Raw genomic sequence first — 19,042 nt, forward strand, 5'->3', positions numbered from 1 at the left:
GGACCGGGCGGTAACCTGCGCCGCGTGCCAGCCGCCGTCGTCGTCCTCGCCGCGGGCTCCGGCACCCGGGTGGGTGCCGACGTGAACAAGGTGCTCCTCCCCCTCGGGCCGGCCGCCGTGCTGGCCTGGTCGGTGCGCGACGTGCTCGCGCTCGACGACGTGGCCCGGGTGGTCCTCGTCGTGCGCGCCGGGGAGGAGCAGGCCGTCGCCGACGCGGTGGTCCCCCACCTCGGGGACCGCGAGGTCCGCGTCGTCGCCGGCGGCGCGACCCGGCACGCCTCGGAGTGGCAGGCCCTCCGCGCCCTCGCCGAGGACATCGGGTCCGGCGCGATCGACGTGGTCGCGGTCCACGACGGGGCCCGCCCGCTGGCCGGGGCCGACCTCTTCGACCGCACGATCCGGGCCGCCCGCGAGCACGGCGGGGCGATCCCGGTGGTCCCGGTCTCCGGGGTGCTCTCGGTGGCGGGCGACCCGCTGCCGGCCGGGCTGGCCGGCGTGCAGACGCCCCAGGCCTTCCGCGCCGACGCGTTGCTGGCGGCGTACCGCCGCGCCGAGGCCGACGGCTTCGAGGGCACCGACACCGCCAGCTGCCTGGAGCGCTACCCCGACCCCGAGCACCCGGTGCGGATCGCGGCCGTGCCGAGCACCTCGCGCAACCTCAAGATCACCTTCCCCGAGGACGTCGCGCTCGCGCTCGCCCTGGCCGAGGGCCTCTAGCCCGGGGTCGTGAGCGCCTCGAGCAGGCGTACGTCGTCCTCCGAGGCGACCCGGCGGGCCGACGGCGGCGCGTCGGCCAGCTCGACGGGGAACTGCGCCCGCAGGTCCTCCACCAGCTCCACGAAGTCCGTCGACGGCAGCCCGTCGAGCCGGGCGACCACGCTCGCGGGCAGCACGACCGGCGAGGTGACCACGACGAGCCCGGCGCGGTCGACCGTGGCGCCGACGTACCCGCCGGAGGTCTCCTTGACGGTGTCGGTCACCGGGCGGATGCCGACCACGACGGTGTCCCGCTCGACCGCGCGCTCCAGGCAGGCGCGCAGGAAGTCGGCGGGGGTCATCGGGCACAGCGCGTCGTGCAGCACCAGCGGCTCACCGGCCTCCACGAGCGCGGCCCACTCGGTCCCGACGTCGACGAGGGTCACCTCGGCCTCGCCCAGCGCCCAGGACGCCGCCACCACGAGCGCCTCGCCGTGCACCAGCGCGAAGGGCAGCGAGCCGCGGCCGGTCTCCACGACCGTGCCGAGCGCCCGGAGCGCTCCGTCCTCGTCGTCCCAGTCCACGTCCACGCCCCGACCCTAGGCCCCGGACCCACGCCCGGACCCACGCCCGGCCCTCAACCGGCACCGGGCCAGCACCCGCAGCCGGCACCGGGCCGGGACGCGACGAGGCCCCCGGGTGATTCACCCGGGGGCCTCGTGTCACGCGGTGGTGAGGTGCGTCAGGAAGCGAGCACCTCGTCGAGGAGGGCCTCCGCCTTGTCCTCGTTGGTCTTCTCGGCGAGCGCGAGCTCGGAGACCAGGATCTGCCGGGCCTTGGCCAGCATCCGCTTCTCGCCCGCGGACAGACCGCGGTCACGCTCGCGGCGCCACAGGTCGCGCACGACCTCGGCGACCTTCATGACGTCACCGCTGTGCAGCTTCTCCAGGTTGGCCTTGTAGCGACGCGACCAGTTGGTCGGCTCCTCGACGTGCGCGGCACGCAGGACGTCGAACACGCGGTCGAGGCCGGCCTTGTCCACGACGTCGCGCACTCCGACGAGGTCGAGGTTGCACGCGGGGACGCGCACGACCAGGTCCTGCTGGGCGACGATCCGCAGGACGAGGTACTGCCGGTCCTCTCCCTTGATGGTCCGCATCTCGATGTCCTCGATGACAGCGGCCCCGTGGTTCGGATAAACAACCGTTTCGCCGACGGTGAAAGTCATATGTCAGGTACCCCTTCCTAGAGGGCCATCCTAACACGCGTCTGGACCACCTCCCCTTGCGTTCTCGCAGGTCAGAGCCACAATGCGGTCTTGACAGACCGGATTCGGTGTGCAGGAGAGGGCCCCACGGGGTGGCCCCGAAAACACGAAACCGCAGGTGAACCGCGTGGTTTCGCCCGTTCCCGGACGTGACGGAGGCGATACTGCGGACATGGCGATGAGGGAGCGCCTCCGGCGCCGAAGTGGTACGTCCGGGGCGGATGGGACGGAGATCGCGACGCCCGAGGGCGGCGCGACCGCGGTGGCCGTCGAGGAGCGGACGAGGGAGCCCGAGCCGGTGGCCGCGGCGCGGCCCGCACCCGTCGTACGGCGCCGGCGCGGGGTCGGCGACCTCGAGCCCGTGCTGCTGCTCCGGGCCGCCCACCCCAAGCAGGCGGCCGTCACGGCGCTCGGCATCGCCGCGTGCGCAGCGCTCGCGGGCCGGGAGCTGCGCGAGGTCGGCGTCGTGCTGCTGACCGTGCTGGTCGGCCAGACGATCCTGGGCTGGCACAACGACCTCGTCGACCGGGGCCGCGACGCCCGGCACGACCTGCCGGGCAAGCCCGTCGCGCAGGGCCGGCTCGACCCGGGCTCGGTGTGGTTCGCGATCGCCTGCGCCGCGCTGCTGCTGGTCCCGCTGGCCGTCTCGACCGGGATCACGGCCGGCAGCTGCTACCTCCTCGCTGTCGCGATCGGCCTGCTCGCCAATGTCGCGCTCCGCCGCGGCCTGCTCTCCTGGCTGCCCTGGGCGGCGTCGTTCGCGCTCTACCCGGCCTACCTCTCCTACGGCGGCTGGGGCGGCCAGCACGAGGGCAACCCGCCCGAGGTCGCCGTGGTGGTGCTCTTCGCGCTGCTCGGGGTCGGCGTCCACGTGCTGCGCGCGCTGTGGGGGCTGGTGCCGGACAACAAGGACGGCTGGACCTACCTGCCGCTGCGCCTGGGCCTGCGCCTGGGCGCCGCGCGGCTGCTCACCGTCACCTCGGTCTACCTCGGCGTGGTGCTGCTCGCGCTGGCCTTCGCCGGCACCTCGGTCGGGCTGTCCCGCTAGCCACCGCTAGGCTGAGGCCCACCTTCGGCCGCTCACCCTGCGAGGCTCCAGAACATGCTGCTCCGACGCAACACCACGCTCGCCCTCGGCGCGCTCGTGCTGACCGTCCCCGTCCTGTCCTCCTGTGGGTTCAACCCCGCGACGGACCGGGTCAACACGATCTCGATGAGCGGGAACGAACGCTCCGGCTCCGTGGACGTCATCGGCGCGGTGATCGTGTCCGAGCGCGCCGGCTCCGGGACGTTCCTCACGACGTTCTCCAACAACCCCGGCGCCGAGGCCACCGAGATCGAGTCGATCTCCGCCGGCTCCGGCGCGGCCGTCGAGGCCGCCGAGTTCGAGCCCTACGCGCTCGCCGAGGGCGGCCTGGTCTCGCTGCTGCAGGACGGCGGCGTCCGCCTGACCGGCGACTTCGACCCGGGCGACTTCGTGCCGCTGACCATCGGCTTCTCCTCCGGCGAGCAGGTCTCGGTGACCGTCCCGGTCGTCCCCGCGTGCGATGAGTACGACGGCCTCGACGACGCCCCGCAGGCCGCGGGCACCGCCCCGTCGGACGCCGAGCCCTACGACTGCGCCGCCGTCTCGGTCGAGCCGCACGGCACCGAGGGCTCCGAGGCGCCGGAGGCGGAGACCGAGTGACCTCCACCCTGGTGCTGCTCCGCCACGGCGAGAGCGAGTGGAACGCGAAGAACCTCTTCACCGGTTGGGTGGACGTCAACCTGACCGAGAAGGGCCGCGCCGAGGCCGTCCGCGGCGGCGAGCTCATGCGTGAGGCCGGCGTCCTGCCCGACGTCGTCCACACCTCCCTGCAGCGCCGGGCGATCAACACCGCCGGCCTCGCCCTCGACGCCGCCGACCGGCACTGGATCCCGGTGCGCCGGTCCTGGCGGCTCAACGAGCGCCACTACGGCGCCCTCCAGGGCAAGGACAAGAAGCAGACCCTCGCGGAGTTCGGCGAGGAGCAGTTCATGCTCTGGCGCCGCTCCTTCGACGTGCCCCCGCCGCCGCTCGACGACGACGCCGAGTACTCCCAGGTCGGGCTCCCGCAGTACGCCGACCTCGGCGAGGAGATGCCCCGCACCGAGTGTCTCAAGGACGTCATCGGCCGGTTCCTCCCCTACTGGGAGTCCGCGATCGTCCCCGACCTCCGCGCCGGCAACGTCGTGCTCGTCGCCGCGCACGGCAACTCGCTGCGTGCGCTCGTCAAGCACCTCGACCAGATCAGCGACGAGGACATCGCCGGGCTGAACATCCCTACCGGCATGCCGATGGTCTACGAGCTCGACGAGGACATGCGGCCCACCGCCCCCGGTCGCTACCTCGACCCCGAGGCGGCCGCCGCGGCAGCCGCCGCCGTCGCCAACCAGGGTCGCTGAGCAGGAGCGGGCGAGGAACGAGCCCGCTCCGTGGGCTCAGGGAGATCGAGCAAGCCGCGCGACCGAGGAACGAGGTCGCGACCGGCGGGTCGAGATCCGGTGACCTCTGGCTGAGGCCCTGGGCCTCTCGCCGGGCCCCTCGCCGGGCCTCTCGCCGGGCCTCGACACGGTCGGCGCCGGCGCGTCTCCCTGCTCGACCGGCGGGGCAGCCCACCTCAGGCGGTGACCGAGGTGGGGTTGTCTCCGGTGACCACGAAGACGACCCGGTTGGCGACCGAGACGGCGTGGTCGGCGATCCGCTCGTAGTAGCGCCCCAGCAGGGCGATGTCGACGGCCGCCTCCACGCCGTGGCCCCAGTCCTCGGCGAGCAGCTCGGTGAAGCTGCGGCGGCGCAGCTGGTCCATCTCCTCATCGGCGCGGCCCAGCGCGATCGCGGCGGCGACGTCGCGGCGGATGATGATCTCCGCGACCCGGCGGACCATGTCCTCGGCGACGGTCGCCATCTGCTCGATGGTGGGCCGCACCTCCTCGGGGACCGCGATGCCGGGCACGCGCAGGCGGGCGATCTTGGCGACGTGGACCGACAGGTCGCCCATCCGCTCGAGCTCGCTGACCATCCGCAGCGCCGCGACGACGGTGCGCAGGTCGCGGGCGACCGGGGCCTGCAGGGACAGCAGCTGGAAGGCCGACTCCTCGACCTCCTCGCGGGCCCGGTCGATCTCGACGTCGCCGCTGATGACCCGCTCGGCGAGCTCGGCGTCGCCGGTCAGCAGCGCGCGGCTGGCGTCGCCGACGGCCAGCTCGACGCGGCCGCAGATGCCGGCGAGATCGACGAAGACGGACTCGAGCTGCTCATGGAAGACATCGCGCATGGGACGAGGGTCCGCCACGGTGAGCAACGGGCGGCGGGCGCGGGGTGAACGCGGGGTGAACGTTGGTGGACCGGGCCCCCGATCGGCGGGTGGGCCGACCTGGCCGCCGTACGATCGCAGCGTGGACCCGACGATGCAGGCGTTCCTCGCCGCGATCATCGGGGCGCTGGTCGGTAGCGCCGCCGTGCTGGCCTGGGCGGTCAGCGAGCGGCAGCAGCACCGGCTCCCCCCGGCCGAGGAGCCGGTCGTCCCGCCGGGCGTCGCGACCGTGCTGTCGGTGCTCCGCAGCAGCGCGGTGGTCGTCGACGAGTCCGACACCGTGCTCAAGGCCAGCGCGCCGGCGTACTCCATGGGCCTGGTCCGCGGCACCGCGTTGACCTCCGAGGAGCTGGCCGACCTGGTGCGCCAGGTGCGCCGCGACGGGCAGATCCGGGAGACCGAGCTGATCATCGCCCGCACCGGCGCCCCCTCGCGCAACGTGACCGCCCGCGTGGCGCCGCTGGGCTCGCGGCTGGTGCTGGTGCTGGTCGAGGACCGCACCCGGGAGCGGCGGGTGGAGGCGGTGCGCCGCGACTTCGTCGCCAACGTCAGCCACGAGCTCAAGACGCCGGTCGGCGCGATCCGGCTGCTCTCCGAGGCCGTCGCCGACGCCGCCGGGGACCCCGAGGCGGTCAAGCGCTTCTCCGCCCGGATGCTGGTGGAGAGCGAGCGGCTCGGGCAGCTGGTCCAGCAGATCCTCGAGCTCTCCCGGCTCCAGGGCGACGACCCGCTCGAAGCGCCGCAGCCGGTGCCGGTCGACGAGGTCATCGAGGTCGCGGTCGACACCAGCGCGATCGACGCCGACGCCAAGCAGATCACCGTCGTCACCGGCGGCACGACCGGGCTCCGCGTCCTCGGCAACGCCGAGCAGGTCACCGCGGCGGTCTCCAACCTGGTCGCCAACGCGGTGTCGTACTCCGACCCCGACTCCACCGTCCTGGTCTCCACCAAGGCCGAGGACGGCATGGTCGAGATCTCGGTGGTCGACCAGGGCATCGGCATCCCCAGCCGGGAGATCGAGCGGATCTTCGAGCGCTTCTACCGCGTCGACCCCGCCCGGCACCGCTCGACCGGCGGCACCGGCCTCGGGCTGTCCATCGTCAAGCACGTCGCCGCCACCCACGGCGGCGAGGTCCGCGTCTGGTCGGTCGAGGGGCAGGGGTCCACGTTCACCCTGACCCTGCCGCAGGCCGCCGACCGCGCCGAACCGCACGTCTCGGACCCCGTCAACCAGGAGGAATGCCCGTGACCCGGGTACTCGTCGTCGAGGATGAGGAGAGCTACAGCGACGCTCTCTCGTACATGCTGCGCAAGGAGGGCTTCGAGGTGGCGATCGCCGCCGACGGCCACGCCGCGCTCGCGGAGTTCGAGCGCCACGGCGCGGACATCGTGCTGCTCGACCTGATGCTCCCCGGCATCCCCGGCACCGAGGTCTGCCGCACCATCCGGCAGACCTCGAACGTCCCGGTGATCATGGTCAGCGCCAAGGACGACGAGGTCGACAAGGTCGTCGGGCTCGAGCTCGGCGCCGACGACTACGTCACCAAGCCCTACTCCCCCCGCGAGCTGGTCGCCCGGATCCGCGCGGTGCTGCGCCGCGGGCAGGAGCCCGCCGACCTCGCGCCCGCCACCTTGGAGGCCGGCCCGGTGCGGATGGACGTCGAGCGGCACGTCGTGACCGTCGACGGCCAGGAGCAGCGGCTGCCGCTGAAGGAGTTCGAGCTGCTCGAGCTGTTCCTGCGCAACCCCGGCCGGGTGCTCACCCGCGGCCAGCTCATCGACCGGGTGTGGGGCTCGGACTACGTCGGGGACACCAAGACCCTCGACGTCCACGTCAAGCGGCTGCGCGCCAAGCTCGAGCCCGACCCCGGCGAGCCGCGCTACCTCGTCACCGTGCGCGGGCTGGGCTACAAGCTCGACCTGTAGCCGGCCGAACCTGGCAGCCGATCGCGCATCCACGTCCGGAAACCGCGTGTCCGGTGTCGGCGCCCGCTCCTAGGCTTGCCCGGTGACGACCGGTACGGCGACCTCCTCCTCGGCCCCCGCTCCCGCCACGCCCGGCCCGGCGTGGCTGCCGGTGGCCGCGGTCGGGGTGACGCTCGTGCTGTGGGCCTCGGCGTTCGTCGCGATCCGCCACCTCGCCGACGACTTCGGCCCCGGGTCGCTGTCGCTGGGGCGGCTCCTGGTCGGCTCGCTCGTCCTCGGCGCGTTCGTCGCGGGCCGGCGGCTCCCGCGGCCCACCGGCCGGCAGTGGGTCTCGCTGGTGACCATCGGCGTGCTCTGGTACGGCGTCTACAACGTCGCGCTCAACGCCGGGGAGCAGCGCGTCGACGCCGGCACGGCGGTGATGCTCATCCAGGTCTCGCCGGTGCTCATCGCGCTGCTGGCGGCGGTGTTCCTCGCCGAGCGGTTCACGCCCTACCTCGCGCTCGGCCTCGCGCTCGCCTTCGCCGGGGTGGCCGTCATCGCGTTCTCCACCTCCGAGGCCGAGGACCGCGACCCGCTCGGCGTCGTGCTGTGCCTGGTCGCGGCGCTCGTCTACTCGATCAGCCTGGTGCTGCAGAAGCCGCTGGTCGCCCGGCTCTCCGCGCTCCACGTCACCTGGCTGGCCTGCACGATCGGCGCGGTCGCCTGCCTGCCGTGGCTCGGCGAGCTGGTCGGCGACGTGCGCGACGCCCCGACCACCTCGGTGCTGTGGGTGGTCTACCTCGGCGTCTTCCCGACGGCGATCGCGTTCACGACGTACGCCTTCGCCCTCCAGCACATGACCGCCTCCAGCCTGGGCATCACCACCTACCTGGTCCCGCCGATCACCATCGTGCTCAGCGTGCTGCTGCTCTCCGAGGCCCCGCCGGCCATGGCGTACGTCGGCGGCGTGCTCGCGCTCGTCGGCGTCGCCGTCGCCCGGCGCAAGCCGCGGACGGTCGCGCAGGAGCCCGCGGCGGCTGCCTGAGGCGCTGGTCGAGCCGCTAGCCGAGGCGGTCGGGGTCGGGGTCGGGCTCCTCGCCCGACTCCAGCCAGCCGCGGAACGCCTCGAGGTTGCGGGTGGACTCCCCGCGCAGCTTGCGCCACTCCCACTCCTTGCGGATGGAGGAGGCGAAGCCGAGCTCGAGGATCGCGTTGAACGACTCGTCGGCGTAGGTCAGCACCGAGCCGAGCAGCCGGTCGAGCTCCTCGGGACCGACCGAGGAGAGCGGCAGCCGGCCGTCGAGGTAGATGTCGCCGGTGCGGTCGACGGCGAAGGAGACGGCGTACATCCGCAGGTTGCGCTCGAGCAGCCAGCGGTAGACCCGCTCGTGGTTCTCGTCGGGGTTGCGGCAGACGAAGGCGTGCACCCCCAGCGCGTGCTCGCCGACGTCGAGGCGGACGGCGGTCTGCAGCTTCTTCTCGCCGGGGAGGGTGAAGGAGATGAGCCCCTCGCGGGTCTCCTCGAACTCGATGTCGTTCTCGGCCAGGTAGGCGCGGACGGTCTCGGCTGCCTCGGCGTTCACGCCGCGACCACGCGCATGCCGGAGCGGGCCTGGCGGTAGACCTCGAGGGTCGCGGCCGCGGTGGCCTCCCAGGAGAACTCCCGGGCCTGGGCGAGCGCGCCGGCGGCCAGCCGGTCGCGCAGGACCGGGTCGGTGACGACCCGCTCGAGCGCGGTGGCCCAGTCGCGGGGGTCGTGGCCCTCGATGAGCATCCCGCTGCGGCCGTCGCGGACGACGGTGGTCAGCCCGCCGACGGCGGCGGCGAGCACGGGGGTGCCGCAGGCCTGGGCCTCAGCGGCGACCAGCCCGAAGGACTCGTTGTACGACGGCACGGCGACGGCCGTGGCGGCGGCGTACCAGCGCGCCAGCGAGGCCTGGTCGACCGGCGGGACGAACCGCACCACGTCGGTGATCCCCAGCTCGGCGGCGAGCGCGGCGAGCGACTCGGGGCGGTCCAGGCCGGAGCCCGAGGGGCCGCCGACGACGGGGACCACGAGCCGCGAGCGCAGGTGCGGGGAGCGGCGGAGCAGCTCGGCCACGGCGCGCAGCAGCACGTCGGGGGCCTTGAGCGGCTGGATCCGGCCGGCGAAGAGCAGGACGGCGGCCTCGCGCGGCAGGTCGAGCGCGGCGCGGGCGGCGGCCTGGTCGGCCGGGCAGAAGACCGACAGGTCGACGCCGGGGTGGACGACGTCCACGCGGGCCGGGTCGGCGTCGTACAGCTCGATGAGCTGCTTGGCCTCGAGGTCGGTGTTGGCGATGAGCCTGTCGGCGGCCTCGACGACCTGCTCCTCGCCGATGATCCGGGCGGCGGGCTCCGGGGCGTCGCCGGCGGCGAGCGCGGCGTTCTTGACCTTGGCCATCGTGTGCATCGAGTGCACCAGCGGCACGCCCCAGCGGTCGCGGGCGAGGGCGCCGACCTGGCCGGAGAGCCAGTAGTGGGAGTGCACGACGTCGTAGTGGCCCACCGGCTGGACCGCCTCCGCGCGGAGCACCTCGCGGGCGAAGACGCACAGCTGGCCGGGCAGCTCGGCCTTGGTCAGCCCCTCGAACGGGCCGGCGTGCACGTTGCGCACCGAGACCCCGTCGTACGCCTCGACGACCGGCGGCAGCGCCGAGCTGGTCGCGCGGGTGAAGATGTCGACCTCGACCCCGTGGCCGGCGAGCCGCTTGGCGACCTCGACGACGTAGACGTTCATGCCGCCGGCGTCACCAGTGCCCGGCTGGTCGAGCGGGGAGGTGTGCAGGCTGATCATCGCCAACCGCCTGATCGGGTCCACGCTCGTCCTTCCGCCGTCCACCGTGCCTCCGGTGGTCAACCCGTGGAGGGCGCGGGTTGTTCCCGTCATCGGGCGTGGCTTCCGGTGCCCGTTCGCCGCTGGCCCGGTCGCTGGTCGGCTCGATGGTCTGGTCGATGGTCTGGACGATGGTCGGCTCGATGGTCCGGTCGATGGTCTGGTCGATGACTCGGTCGCTGGGCCCGGCGCTGGGGCTCGTGCTGCGGCTCCCGCCGTTGCTGCCGGCGGGCGCGGAGCGTGGTGGCGCCCGCGACCAGGAGCGCCACGAGGCCGACGACGCCGCCGAGCGCGAGCCCGTCGCCGCCACCGCGCAGGACCGCCAGCACCGACCCGACCAGCACCGGGAACGCCGCACCGACGACGACCCGGAGCCAGCCGATCTTCACCAGGGACGCGCCGTACGCCGCGAGCGCGACGGCCAGGGCGAGCAGACCTAGCCAGTACGCCGTGTCGCCGGCGGCGCCGCTGCCGAGCGGCCAGCGCGCCAGCCAGGCGAGGCCGCCGAGCAGTCCGGCGGCCCGGGCGAGCACGAGGAGGCGGTGCTGGGACACGGCACGCCAGTGTGCCAGCGGCGACCGACACTCACCACAATGGTCCGCATGAGCGAGCCGACCAGCCCCGAGAGCCCCGCTGCCCCCGCCCGTCGTACCGCCGTCGTCACCGGCGCCAGCAGCGGCATCGGGGCGGCGACCGCCCGCAGCCTGGCCGCGGAGGGCTTCCACGTCGTCTGCGCGGCGCGGCGCGCGGACCGGGTCGAGGCGCTCGCTGCGGAGATCGGCGGCACCGCCGTGGTCTGCGACGTGACCTCGGAGGAGTCGGTGGCGGCCCTGGCCGAGCTGGTCGGCGACCGGCTCGACATACTGGTCAACAACGCGGGCGGGGCCTTCGGGTCCGCGCCGGTGGCGGAGGCCGACAGCGACGAGTGGCGCCGGATGTACGAGGTCAACGTCATCGGCCTGATGCAGGTCACCCGCGCGCTGCTGCCCGCGCTGGTCGCCAGCGGCGCCGGGGTGGTCCTCAACGTCGGCTCGACCGCCGGGCGGATCGCCTACGAGGGCGGCGGCGGGTACGCCGCCGCCAAGCACGGCACCCAGGTCGTCACCGAGACCCTGCGCCTGGAGCTGTGGGACCAGCCGGTCCGCGTCTGCGAGATCGCGCCCGGGATGGTCAAGACCGACGAGTTCTCCCTCGTGCGGTTCGACGGCGACCGGGAGAAGGCGGAGGCGGTGTACGCCGGCGTCGCCGAGCCGCTGACCGCCGAGGACGTCGCCGACGCGATCACCTGGATGGTCACCCGGCCCCCGCACGTCAACATCGACGAGCTGGTCATCCGGCCCCGCGCGCAGGCCGCGCAGCACAAGGTGCACCGCGTCCTGGACTGATCGCCTCTCGCGGGGTCTTCCGCGGGCAGCGCCGGCTTTCCGGCCGCTGTGCCGCGGTGTGGCCCGTTGCACGTCCCCGAGCGGCGCGAACCGTGGAAAGGTGAGCGCCATGCAGACCATCGGACTTCTCGGCGGGCTCGGCTGGAAGAGCAGCGCCGTCTACTACGAGGCCCTCAACCGCGGCGTCGAGGAGCGGCTCGGCGGGCTCCACTCCGCGCGGACCGTGCTCGCGTCGGTGGAGTTCGCCGAGGTGACCGAGCTCGCCGCTGCCGAGCGCTGGGACGACGTCGCCGCCGTGCTGGTGGCCGCCGCGCAGGGCGTGGAGCGGGCCGGGGCGGACTTCCTGCTCATGTGCACGACGGCGTACCACCAGGTCTTCGAGCAGGTCGAGGCCGCCGTCGACGTCCCCGTCCTCCACCTCGCCGACGTCGTCGCCGAGGCGTGCAAGGAGGCCGGGGTCTCCTCGGTGGGCTTCCTCGGCACGAAGTTCTCGATGACCCGGCCGTTCTTCACCGACCGGCTCGCCGGCCACGGCATCACCGTCCACCTGCCGGACGAGAAGCACCACCAGGAGCTCGACGACGTCGTGTACGGCGAGCTCGTCCACGGCCGCGTCCTGGACTCCTCGCGCCGCGGCGTGGTGTCGATCATCGACGAGCTGTGGGACGCCGGCGCCGCCGGTGTCGTCCTCGGCTGCACCGAGCTCGAGCTGCTCGTCAAGCAGGCCGACGCCGACATCCCCGTCTTCCCCTGCACCACCCTGCACGTCGCCGCCGCGCTCGACCGCGCGCTCGCCTGACCCTTCTCTCGGGTCGGCGCTCGTTCGCGGGGCTGATCTTCGGGGCTGATTCTCGGGGTAGTCCGGCACAGGAGCGCCCTTGGCGGGATAGTCCGACACCAGCGCGCCCTTTCCGGTCCGGCCAAGGGCGCAGGCGTGGCGGACTATCCCGGCACGCGGTCGGGAGGGAAGCCGCCGGTGGCGACCGGGCCCCACGAGGTGGGGGTGATCCGGAGCAGCGACTTGCCCTGGGTGCGCATGGCGGCGCGGTACTCCTCCCAGTCGGGGTGCTCGCCGGAGATGCACCGGAAGTACTCCACCAGCCCGTCCTCGGCCTCGGCGGAGGGCATGTCGAGCACCTCGCAGGTGCCGTCGACCTGCACCCAGGCGTCGTTCCACTCATCGGAGAGGACGAGGACCGAGCAGCGGGGGTCGCGGCGGAGGTTCACCGCCTTGGCGCGGTCGGGGTACGTCGAGATGACGATGTGCCCCTCGGCCGAGACGCCGCCGGTGACCGGGGAGACCTGCGGGCGGCCGTCGGCGCGGTGGGTGACCAGCACGAGGTGGTGCCGGGTGCGGGCGAAGTCGAGCAGCTCGGGCAGCTGGACGCGGGTGTTCGTGGCGATCGTGGGCATGCCCACACGGTGCCCGGGGCCACTCCTCGCGATGCGGGCCGATGCCGCTCGCGCCTCTAGACTCGGCGAGGCCCTCTTGCGGCCCTGCACCACCGACTTGACTCCCGACGGAAGCGACGTACCACTCCCATGCCCGGAACCACCGCCCGCACGGACCTGCGCAACGTCGCGATCGTCGCGCACGTCGACCACGGCAAGACCACCCTGGTCGACGCCATGCTCCGCCAGGCCGGCGCCTTCACCGCGCACCAGGCCGAGAGCGTCGCCGAGCGCGTCATGGACTCCGGTGACCTCGAGCGCGAGAAGGGCATCACCATCCTCGCGAAGAACACCGCGGTCCACTACGCCGGCCCGGCCGCCGGCGGCCAGCCGATGACGATCAACATCATCGACACCCCCGGCCACGCCGACTTCGGTGGCGAGGTCGAGCGCGGCCTGTCGATGGTCGACGGCATCGTGCTGCTGGTCGACGCCTCCGAGGGCCCGCTCCCCCAGACCCGCTTCGTGCTGCGCAAGGCGCTCAACGCCGACATGCCGGTGATCCTGGTCGTCAACAAGACCGACCGCGGCGACGCGCGGATCGCCGAGGTCGTCGACGAGACCTACGAGCTGTTCATGGACCTGCTCGACGACAGCCACAGCCAGGAGGCGCTCGACTTCCCGGTCGTCTACGCCTCGGGCCGCGCCGGCGTCGCGGGCCTCGAGCAGCCGGCCAACGGCGAGCTGCCGGACAGCCCCGACCTCGAGCCGCTGTTCAAGACCATCCTGGAGACCATCCCGGCCCCGACGTACGACGAGGGCGCGCCGCTCCAGGCCCACGTCACCAACCTCGACTCCTCGCCGTTCCTCGGCCGCCTCGCGCTGGTGCGCGTGCACCAGGGCGAGCTGAAGAAGGGCCAGCAGGTCGCGTGGATGAAGCGCGACGGCTCGGTCAACCGGGTCAAGATCACCGAGCTCCTCGTCACCGAGGGCCTCGAGCGCAAGCCCGGCGAGTCCGCCGGCCCCGGCGACATCGTCGCGATCGCGGGCATCCCCGACATCACCATCGGCGAGACGCTGGCCGACCCGGAGAACCCGGTCGCGCTGCCGCTCATCCACGTCGACGAGCCGGCGATCTCGATGACGATCGGCACCAACACCAGCCCGCTGGTGGGCCGGGTCAAGGGCTCCAAGGTCACCGCGCGCCTGGTCAAGGACCGCCTCGACTCCGAGCTGATCGGCAACGTCTCGCTGCGCATCCTGCCGACCGAGCGCCCCGACGCCTGGGAGGTCCAGGGCCGCGGCGAGCTGGCGCTGGCGATCCTCGTGGAGCAGATGCGCCGCGAGGGCTTCGAGCTGACTGTCGGCAAGCCGCAGGTGGTCACCCGGGAGATCGACGGCAAGGTCCACGAGCCGGTCGAGCGCCTGACCATCGACGCCCCCGAGGAGCACCTCGGCTCGATCACCGAGCTGCTCGCCACCCGCAAGGGCCGCATGGAGCAGATGACCAACCACGGCACCGGCTGGGTGCGGATGGAGTTCCTGGTCCCGGCGCGCGGCCTCATCGGCTTCCGGACCGAGTTCCTCACCACCACCCGCGGCACCGGCATCGCCCACCACATCTTCGAGAAGTACGAGCCGTGGGCCGGCGAGATCCGCTCGCGGAACAACGGCTCGCTGGTGGCCGACCGCAAGGGCGCCGCGACGGCGTACGCCATGACCTCGCTGCAGGAGCGCGGCGTGATGTTCGTGGAGCCGACCACCGAGGTCTACGAGGGCATGATCGTCGGCGAGAACTCCCGCGCCGACGACATGGACGTCAACATCACCAAGGAGAAGCAGCAGACCAACATCCGGTCCGCCACCTCCGACAACTTCGAGAAGCTCATCCCGCCGAAGAAGCTCTCGCTGGAGCAGTGCCTGGAGTTCTGCCGCGACGACGAGTGCGTCGAGGTCACCCCGGAGATGGTCCGCATCCGCAAGGTCATCCTCGACGCCAACGAGCGCGCGAAGATCGCCAGCCGGGCGCGCAAGTCGAAGTAGCCCTCCGCTCGAGGCCCGCAGCCGCCTCGTGATGCCCAGCGTGCGCTCCGGCGCACGCCCGGCATCACGAGGCGGTCGGCATTTCGGCTCAGGTACGCCGAGTCAGGCCTCGACGCCGATGTCCTCGTTCCACAGGGTCGGCTGGTCGCGGATGAAACCGCCCATCATCGCCACGCACTCGGCGTCGTCGAGCACGACGACCTCGACGCCCCGCGAACGCAGGTAGTCCTCGCCGCCGAGGAAGTTGCGGTTCTCCCCGATCACCACGCGCGGGATGCCGTAGAGCAGGATCGCGCCGGTGCACATGTCGCACGGCGAGAGCGTGGTGACCATCGTCGAGGCGGCGTACACGCTGGCCGGGAGCCGGCCGATGTTCTCCAGGCAGTCGGTCTCGCCGTGGCGGGTCGGGCTGCCCAGCTGCACCCGGCGGTTGCGGCCGGTGCCGAGCACCCGGCCGTCGTGGACGAGGGCGGCGCCGATGGGGATGCCGCCCTCGGCGAGGCCGGTGCGGGCCTCGGCGACGGCGCGGGCGAGGGCGGAGGCGAGCAGGTCGGAGTCGGGCACGGTGGGTCTCCGTTCGAGGGGGGTGCGAGGGGGATGGGTGGGCCGGGACGGCCTCAGGCGCGGCGGTAGGCCTTGAGGTAGGAGCCGGGGTAGCGCACGGTGCGCCCGCCGATGGCGAGGGCGGCGATGACGGCGAGGTACGGCAGCGCGAGCATCAGCTCGCCGGGGACCCCGTCGAAGGCCGAGGTGATCGCCAGCTGCAGCTGCAGGGCGTCGGTCCCGGCGAAGATCAGCGCGCCGAGGACGGCCGGCCAGACCCGCCAGCGGGCGAAGATGACCAGCGCGATGCACACCCAGCCGCGTCCGCTGACGATGTCGAGGGTGAAGCTGCCCAGCACCGCGAGGGTGAGGAACGCCCCGCCGATGGCCATCAGCGCGCTGCCGACCATGAGGGCGACGTACCGCGTGGCGGTCACCGAGATGCCGGCGACGTCGGCGGCCTCGAAGCTCTCCCCCACCGCGTGCAGGCGCATGCCGAGCCCGGTCGAGCGCAGCACCCACCAGGCGGCCGGCGCGAGCACGAGGAAGCCGACGTAGGTCAGCCAGTGCTGGCCGAGCACCTCGTTGCCGCGGAAGAGGACGCGGAACTTGTCGTCCAGGGTCGGCCGGTCGCCGGCGTAGAGCAGCCGGAAGGTGAACTCGCAGATCGCGATGAGCAGCAGCGTCAGGCCGAGGCCGGAGACGTGCTGGTTGAGCCCGAGGGTGACCACGAAGAAGCCCATCAGGGCCCCGGCGAGGACGCCCCCGACGACCGCTGCGAGCAGGCCGATCCACGGCGAGCCGCTGCGGGCGGCGGCGAGGAACCCGATGAACGCGCCGAGGTACATCGTGCCCTCGATGCTCAGGTTGAGCACGCCGCTGCGCTCGGTGATCAGCTCGCCGATGCCCGCCCACACGAGGGGCGTGGCGATGGTGAGCATGGCGCCGATGAGCGCCAGCAGGTTGATGCTCATCGGGAGCCTCCTGATCGCGATCGGGACCGCCACTGGAGCCGGTAGCGGCGCCAGCTCATCGCCGAGAGCACCGCCAGGAGCAGCAGGGCGCTGAACATCGCGCCGAGCTGCGCGGGGACCTGCAGGACCAGCGAGACGTTCTGCGCGCCGACCGAGATGTCGCCGAGCAGCAGCGCGACCAGCACGACGCCGATCGCGGCGAGGCCGCCGAGGGTGGCGACGATGACGCCGGTGTAGCCGTAGCCGTCGCTGATGCCGGCGGTGAGCTGGTGCTGCACGCCCATCACCTGCGAGGCGCCGCCGAGCCCGGCGATGCCGCCGGAGACCAGCGCGCAGCGCCACTGGAGCCGGCCGACGTCCACGCCGCTGAACTCCGCGGCGCGGGGGGACTGCCCGGCGGCCTTGATCCGTACGCCGACCGCGGTGCGGGCCAGCACGACGCCGGCGACCACGATGACGAGGATCGCGACCGCGAAGCCCCAGTGCACCCGGCTGCCCGGGACGAGCGCGGGCAGGTCGAAGCCCGACCCGAGCCGGTCGGAGTCGGTGAACCCGCTGCTGGAGTTGCGCCAGGGGCCGTTGAGCAGGCCCTGGACCACCAGCAGCGCGACCGGGTTGAGCAGCAGCGTGGTGACGACCTCGTCGATGCCGGCGTGGCGCTTGAGCCAGGCCGGGACGACCGCCCACAGCACCCCGCCGGCCATGCCGGCGAGGAAGCCGAGCGGCAGCGCGACGGCCGGGGGCAGGTCGGTGAAGGTGGTGCCGACCCAGGTGGTGCCGATCGCGCCGAGGAGGAACTGCCCCTCCGCGCCGATGTTCCAGTAGCCGGCGCGGAACGCGACCGCCACCGCGATGCCGGTGAACAGCAGCGGGGTCGCGGTCAGCAGCACCTCGTAGAGGCCGTTGGTCGAGGTGAGCGGGGTAACCAGATACCGCTCGTACGCCGCCAGCGGCGCCGCCCCCGCGAGCCGGATCGGCACCGCGGTCAGCGCGAGGGTGACCAGGACGGCGACGAGCACCGCCACCGGGGCCAGCCAGCGCGGCTCGTGGCCGCGCAGCACGAACTTCATGCCGATCCTCCTCCGGCCATCAGGACGCCGAGCCGGTCCGGGGAGGCCTCGGCGACCGGCAGCTCGCCGACCACCTCGCCACCGAACAGCACGACGACGCGGTCGCTGAGCGCGCGCAGCTCGTCGAGGTCCTCGGAGACCAGCAGCACGCCGGCGCCCTCCGAGCGCAGCTCGTCGAGCTGCTGGTGGACGTAGCGGTAGGCGCCGATGTCGAGGCCGCGGGTGGGCTGGGCGACGACGAGCACCCGCGGGCGGCGCGCGAGGGCGCGGGCCAGCAGGACCTTCTGCATGTTGCCGCCCGAGAGCGTCGCGACCGCGTCGATCGGGCGGGCGCGGATGTCGAAGCGCTCGATCATCGCCTCGGCGTGGGCCCGGACCGCCGTGCGGTCGAGCAGGCCGCGGCGGGTGTAGGCGGGGAGGTCCTCGAGGACCAGGTTGTACTCCACGCTCATCTGCGGCACGACGCTGCCGCGGCGGTCCTCGGTGAGCCGGCCGAGCCCGGCGGCCAGCCGCTCCCCGACCCCGGCAGAGGTGACGTCCTGCCCGGCGACCTCGAGGGTGCCGGAGGTGACCGGCAGGGTGGCGCTGAGCACCTCCACCAGCTCGGTCTGGCCGTTGCCGGAGACGCCGGCCAGGCCGACGATCTCGCCGCCGCGGACGGTGAGGTCGATGCCGCGGAGCACGTCGCGGCCACCGCGGCTGACGGTCAGCCCGCTCAGCCGGAGCACCGGCTCGGCAGCGGCGGCCGGGTGGGGACGGCGGGTCGCCGGGGCCGGGCCTCCGGCCATGCCCACAGCCGCCTCGAGCTCGGTGGCCTCGCCGTCGCCGCTCGCGGTGGTGGCCGCGACCTCGTCGGTGCTGCCGCCCATCATCAGCGCGGCCAGCTCCTCGTCGCGCACGGTCGCGGTGGCCCGCTCCCCGACCAGCCGCCCGCGGCGGAGGACGACGACGCGGTCGGAGATCTCAGCGACCTCCCGCAGCTTGTGGGAGACGAGCAGGATGCCCAGGCCCGCGGTCCGCAGGCGACGTACGGTCTCGAAGAGGGCGCGCACGTCCTGCGGGGTGAGCACCGCGGTCGGCTCGTCGAGGATGACCACCCGGCAGTCGTGGAAGAGCGCCTTGACGATCTCCACCCGCTGCCGCTCGCCGATCGAGAGCGAGCCGACGAGCCGGTCGGGGTCGAGGGTGACCCCGACCCGCTCCATCGCCTCGACCACCCGGCGGCGGGTCTCGGCGCGGTCGACCCGGCCGAGCCCGACGCCGGAGAGGGCGATGTTGTCGGTGACGGTCATGGTCTCCACGAGGGAGAACTCCTGGGTGACCATGCCGATGCCGGCGGCCATCGCGTCCTTGGGGGAGGCGATGTCCAGCGGCGTCCCGTCGACGGCGATCGTGCCGGCGTCGGGCCGGACCAGGCCGTAGACGACCTTCATCAGCGTGGACTTGCCGGCGCCGTTCTCCCCGAGCATGGCGACCACCTCACCGGGCGCGACGCGCAGCGAGACGTCGTCGTTGGCGAGCAGGTCGCCGTACCGCTTGGTGATGCCGGTGAGCTCGAGGAGCGGACGGGCCACG

Annotated in this window: 21 protein-coding genes; 11 read left to right on the forward strand and 10 right to left on the reverse strand. The window is 73.3% G+C overall.

The window, feature by feature from the left end; all coding sequences use genetic code 11:
- Window positions 1-24 precede the first annotated feature (24 nt).
- The gene (locus HPC71_RS18095) at window positions 25-717 is read left to right on the forward strand and encodes an IspD/TarI family cytidylyltransferase (RefSeq protein WP_171897013.1); all 693 of its coding nucleotides are present in this window, start codon (window positions 25-27) and stop codon (window positions 715-717) included.
- On the opposite strand, the gene HPC71_RS18100 is transcribed toward HPC71_RS18095, so the two are convergent.
- Complete coding sequence (locus HPC71_RS18100) at window positions 714-1,286, reverse strand: 2-C-methyl-D-erythritol 4-phosphate cytidylyltransferase (protein WP_171897014.1); 573 nt, start codon at window positions 1,284-1,286, stop codon at window positions 714-716. The two genes, HPC71_RS18095 and HPC71_RS18100, sit on opposite strands and share 4 nt — an antisense overlap.
- A 152-nt stretch (window positions 1,287-1,438) precedes the next feature.
- On the reverse strand, window positions 1,439-1,924 hold the full coding sequence (locus HPC71_RS18105) for a CarD family transcriptional regulator (RefSeq protein WP_154615342.1): 486 nt from the start codon (window positions 1,922-1,924) through the stop codon (window positions 1,439-1,441).
- A 217-nt stretch (window positions 1,925-2,141) separates the two neighbouring features.
- Here HPC71_RS18105 and HPC71_RS18110 point away from each other — a divergent pair, with 217 nt between their 5' ends.
- From HPC71_RS18110 to HPC71_RS18120, 3 genes are read left to right on the forward strand one after another with little or no spacing between them, the layout of a single operon-like run.
- A complete protein-coding gene (locus HPC71_RS18110; protein ID WP_154615340.1) occupies window positions 2,142-3,011 on the forward strand; it encodes a UbiA family prenyltransferase in 870 nt (289 codons plus the stop codon).
- 54 nt (window positions 3,012-3,065) lie between these two features.
- Window positions 3,066-3,650 (forward strand): hypothetical protein, encoded by a 585-nt coding sequence (locus HPC71_RS18115; protein WP_154615338.1) that lies wholly within the window; start codon window positions 3,066-3,068, stop codon window positions 3,648-3,650.
- Window positions 3,647-4,387 (forward strand): phosphoglyceromutase, encoded by a 741-nt coding sequence (locus HPC71_RS18120; protein ID WP_171897015.1) that lies wholly within the window; start codon window positions 3,647-3,649, stop codon window positions 4,385-4,387. The genes HPC71_RS18115 and HPC71_RS18120 overlap by 4 nt, the downstream gene beginning before the upstream one ends.
- Window positions 4,388-4,602: 215 nt before the next feature.
- Here the strand turns inward: HPC71_RS18120 and phoU are convergent, their stop codons facing one another.
- The gene (gene phoU / locus HPC71_RS18125; RefSeq protein ID WP_154615334.1) at window positions 4,603-5,259 is read right to left on the reverse strand and encodes a phosphate signaling complex protein PhoU; all 657 of its coding nucleotides are present in this window, start codon (window positions 5,257-5,259) and stop codon (window positions 4,603-4,605) included.
- A gap of 121 nt (window positions 5,260-5,380) precedes the next feature.
- Between phoU and HPC71_RS18130 the strand changes: the two genes are divergently transcribed.
- The 3 genes from HPC71_RS18130 to HPC71_RS18140 all read left to right on the forward strand — a co-directional run bounded on the left by HPC71_RS18130 (window position 5,381) and on the right by HPC71_RS18140 (window position 8,251).
- Entirely contained in the window at window positions 5,381-6,547 is a 1,167-nt protein-coding gene (locus tag HPC71_RS18130) for a sensor histidine kinase (protein WP_171897016.1), read from the forward strand.
- Window positions 6,544-7,224 carry a response regulator transcription factor gene (locus HPC71_RS18135; protein WP_171897017.1) on the forward strand — a complete coding sequence of 227 codons (681 nt, stop codon included), beginning with the start codon at window positions 6,544-6,546 and terminating at the stop codon, window positions 7,222-7,224. The genes HPC71_RS18130 and HPC71_RS18135 overlap by 4 nt, the downstream gene beginning before the upstream one ends.
- An 82-nt stretch (window positions 7,225-7,306) precedes the next feature.
- On the forward strand, window positions 7,307-8,251 hold the full coding sequence (locus tag HPC71_RS18140; protein ID WP_253943777.1) for a DMT family transporter: 945 nt from the start codon (window positions 7,307-7,309) through the stop codon (window positions 8,249-8,251).
- A gap of 16 nt (window positions 8,252-8,267) precedes the next feature.
- Here HPC71_RS18140 and HPC71_RS18145 read toward each other — a convergent pair whose 3' ends face one another.
- Both HPC71_RS18145 and mshA read right to left on the reverse strand, forming a co-directional pair.
- Window positions 8,268-8,789 (reverse strand): type III secretion system chaperone family protein, encoded by a 522-nt coding sequence (locus HPC71_RS18145; RefSeq protein ID WP_171897018.1) that lies wholly within the window; start codon window positions 8,787-8,789, stop codon window positions 8,268-8,270.
- Complete coding sequence (gene mshA / locus HPC71_RS18150; RefSeq protein WP_230084376.1) at window positions 8,786-10,021, reverse strand: D-inositol-3-phosphate glycosyltransferase; 1,236 nt, start codon at window positions 10,019-10,021, stop codon at window positions 8,786-8,788. The genes HPC71_RS18145 and mshA overlap by 4 nt, the downstream gene beginning before the upstream one ends.
- Before the next feature lie 98 nt (window positions 10,022-10,119).
- Here mshA and HPC71_RS18155 point away from each other — a divergent pair, with 98 nt between their 5' ends.
- The 3 genes from HPC71_RS18155 (at window position 10,120) to HPC71_RS18165 (ending at window position 12,244) form a co-directional block, all read left to right on the forward strand.
- The gene (locus tag HPC71_RS18155; RefSeq protein WP_154615326.1) at window positions 10,120-10,500 is read left to right on the forward strand and encodes a hypothetical protein; all 381 of its coding nucleotides are present in this window, start codon (window positions 10,120-10,122) and stop codon (window positions 10,498-10,500) included.
- A gap of 162 nt (window positions 10,501-10,662) precedes the next feature.
- On the forward strand, window positions 10,663-11,445 hold the full coding sequence (locus HPC71_RS18160) for an SDR family oxidoreductase (protein ID WP_154615324.1): 783 nt from the start codon (window positions 10,663-10,665) through the stop codon (window positions 11,443-11,445).
- Between the two features lie 109 nt (window positions 11,446-11,554).
- Window positions 11,555-12,244 (forward strand): aspartate/glutamate racemase family protein, encoded by a 690-nt coding sequence (locus HPC71_RS18165; protein WP_154615674.1) that lies wholly within the window; start codon window positions 11,555-11,557, stop codon window positions 12,242-12,244.
- Window positions 12,245-12,387: 143 nt separating this feature from the next.
- Here HPC71_RS18165 and HPC71_RS18170 read toward each other — a convergent pair whose 3' ends face one another.
- The gene (locus tag HPC71_RS18170; protein ID WP_154615322.1) at window positions 12,388-12,858 is read right to left on the reverse strand and encodes a PPOX class F420-dependent oxidoreductase; all 471 of its coding nucleotides are present in this window, start codon (window positions 12,856-12,858) and stop codon (window positions 12,388-12,390) included.
- Between the two features lie 129 nt (window positions 12,859-12,987).
- Here HPC71_RS18170 and typA point away from each other — a divergent pair, with 129 nt between their 5' ends.
- Window positions 12,988-14,880, forward strand: a complete 1,893-nt coding sequence (typA, locus tag HPC71_RS18175; protein WP_154615320.1) for a translational GTPase TypA — start codon at window positions 12,988-12,990, stop codon at window positions 14,878-14,880.
- A 102-nt stretch (window positions 14,881-14,982) separates the two neighbouring features.
- Here the strand turns inward: typA and HPC71_RS18180 are convergent, their stop codons facing one another.
- Genes HPC71_RS18180 through HPC71_RS18195 form a run of 4 tightly spaced genes read right to left on the reverse strand, consistent with a single transcriptional unit; the run spans window position 14,983 to window position 19,041 of the window.
- Entirely contained in the window at window positions 14,983-15,444 is a 462-nt protein-coding gene (locus tag HPC71_RS18180; RefSeq protein WP_253943778.1) for a nucleoside deaminase, read from the reverse strand.
- A 53-nt stretch (window positions 15,445-15,497) separates the two neighbouring features.
- Window positions 15,498-16,397, reverse strand: coding sequence for an ABC transporter permease (locus HPC71_RS18185; protein ID WP_154615318.1), 900 nt, complete (start codon window positions 16,395-16,397; stop codon window positions 15,498-15,500).
- Complete coding sequence (locus HPC71_RS18190; protein WP_154615316.1) at window positions 16,394-17,467, reverse strand: ABC transporter permease; 1,074 nt, start codon at window positions 17,465-17,467, stop codon at window positions 16,394-16,396. Before HPC71_RS18190 ends, HPC71_RS18185 begins: the two co-directional genes overlap by 4 nt.
- On the reverse strand, window positions 17,464-19,041 hold the full coding sequence (locus HPC71_RS18195) for an ABC transporter ATP-binding protein (RefSeq protein WP_253943779.1): 1,578 nt from the start codon (window positions 19,039-19,041) through the stop codon (window positions 17,464-17,466). The genes HPC71_RS18190 and HPC71_RS18195 overlap by 4 nt, the downstream gene beginning before the upstream one ends.
- Between the last annotated feature and the right edge of the window lies 1 nt (window position 19,042).

It is taken from the genome of Nocardioides marmotae (assembly GCF_013177455.1).
Classification (GTDB): Bacteria; Actinomycetota; Actinomycetes; order Propionibacteriales; family Nocardioidaceae; genus Nocardioides; species Nocardioides marmotae.

Excerpts from the sequence above, each read along its gene's own strand:
- HPC71_RS18105 (WP_154615342.1), bottom strand. The coding sequence starts at position 1,924 with ATGACTTTCACCGTCGGCGAAACGGTTGTTTATCCGAACCACGGGGCC.
- HPC71_RS18110 (WP_154615340.1), top strand. The coding sequence starts at position 2,142 with ATGAGGGAGCGCCTCCGGCGCCGAAGTGGTACGTCCGGGGCGGATGGG.
- HPC71_RS18115 (WP_154615338.1), top strand. The coding sequence starts at position 3,066 with ATGCTGCTCCGACGCAACACCACGCTCGCCCTCGGCGCGCTCGTGCTG.
- phoU (WP_154615334.1), bottom strand. The coding sequence starts at position 5,259 with ATGCGCGATGTCTTCCATGAGCAGCTCGAGTCCGTCTTCGTCGATCTC.
- mshA (WP_230084376.1), bottom strand. The coding sequence starts at position 10,021 with ATGATCAGCCTGCACACCTCCCCGCTCGACCAGCCGGGCACTGGTGAC.
- HPC71_RS18160 (WP_154615324.1), top strand. The coding sequence starts at position 10,663 with ATGAGCGAGCCGACCAGCCCCGAGAGCCCCGCTGCCCCCGCCCGTCGT.
- HPC71_RS18165 (WP_154615674.1), top strand. The coding sequence starts at position 11,555 with ATGCAGACCATCGGACTTCTCGGCGGGCTCGGCTGGAAGAGCAGCGCC.
- HPC71_RS18170 (WP_154615322.1), bottom strand. The coding sequence starts at position 12,858 with ATGCCCACGATCGCCACGAACACCCGCGTCCAGCTGCCCGAGCTGCTC.
- typA (WP_154615320.1), top strand. The coding sequence starts at position 12,988 with ATGCCCGGAACCACCGCCCGCACGGACCTGCGCAACGTCGCGATCGTC.
- HPC71_RS18185 (WP_154615318.1), bottom strand. The coding sequence starts at position 16,397 with ATGAGCATCAACCTGCTGGCGCTCATCGGCGCCATGCTCACCATCGCC.
- HPC71_RS18190 (WP_154615316.1), bottom strand. The coding sequence starts at position 17,467 with ATGAAGTTCGTGCTGCGCGGCCACGAGCCGCGCTGGCTGGCCCCGGTG.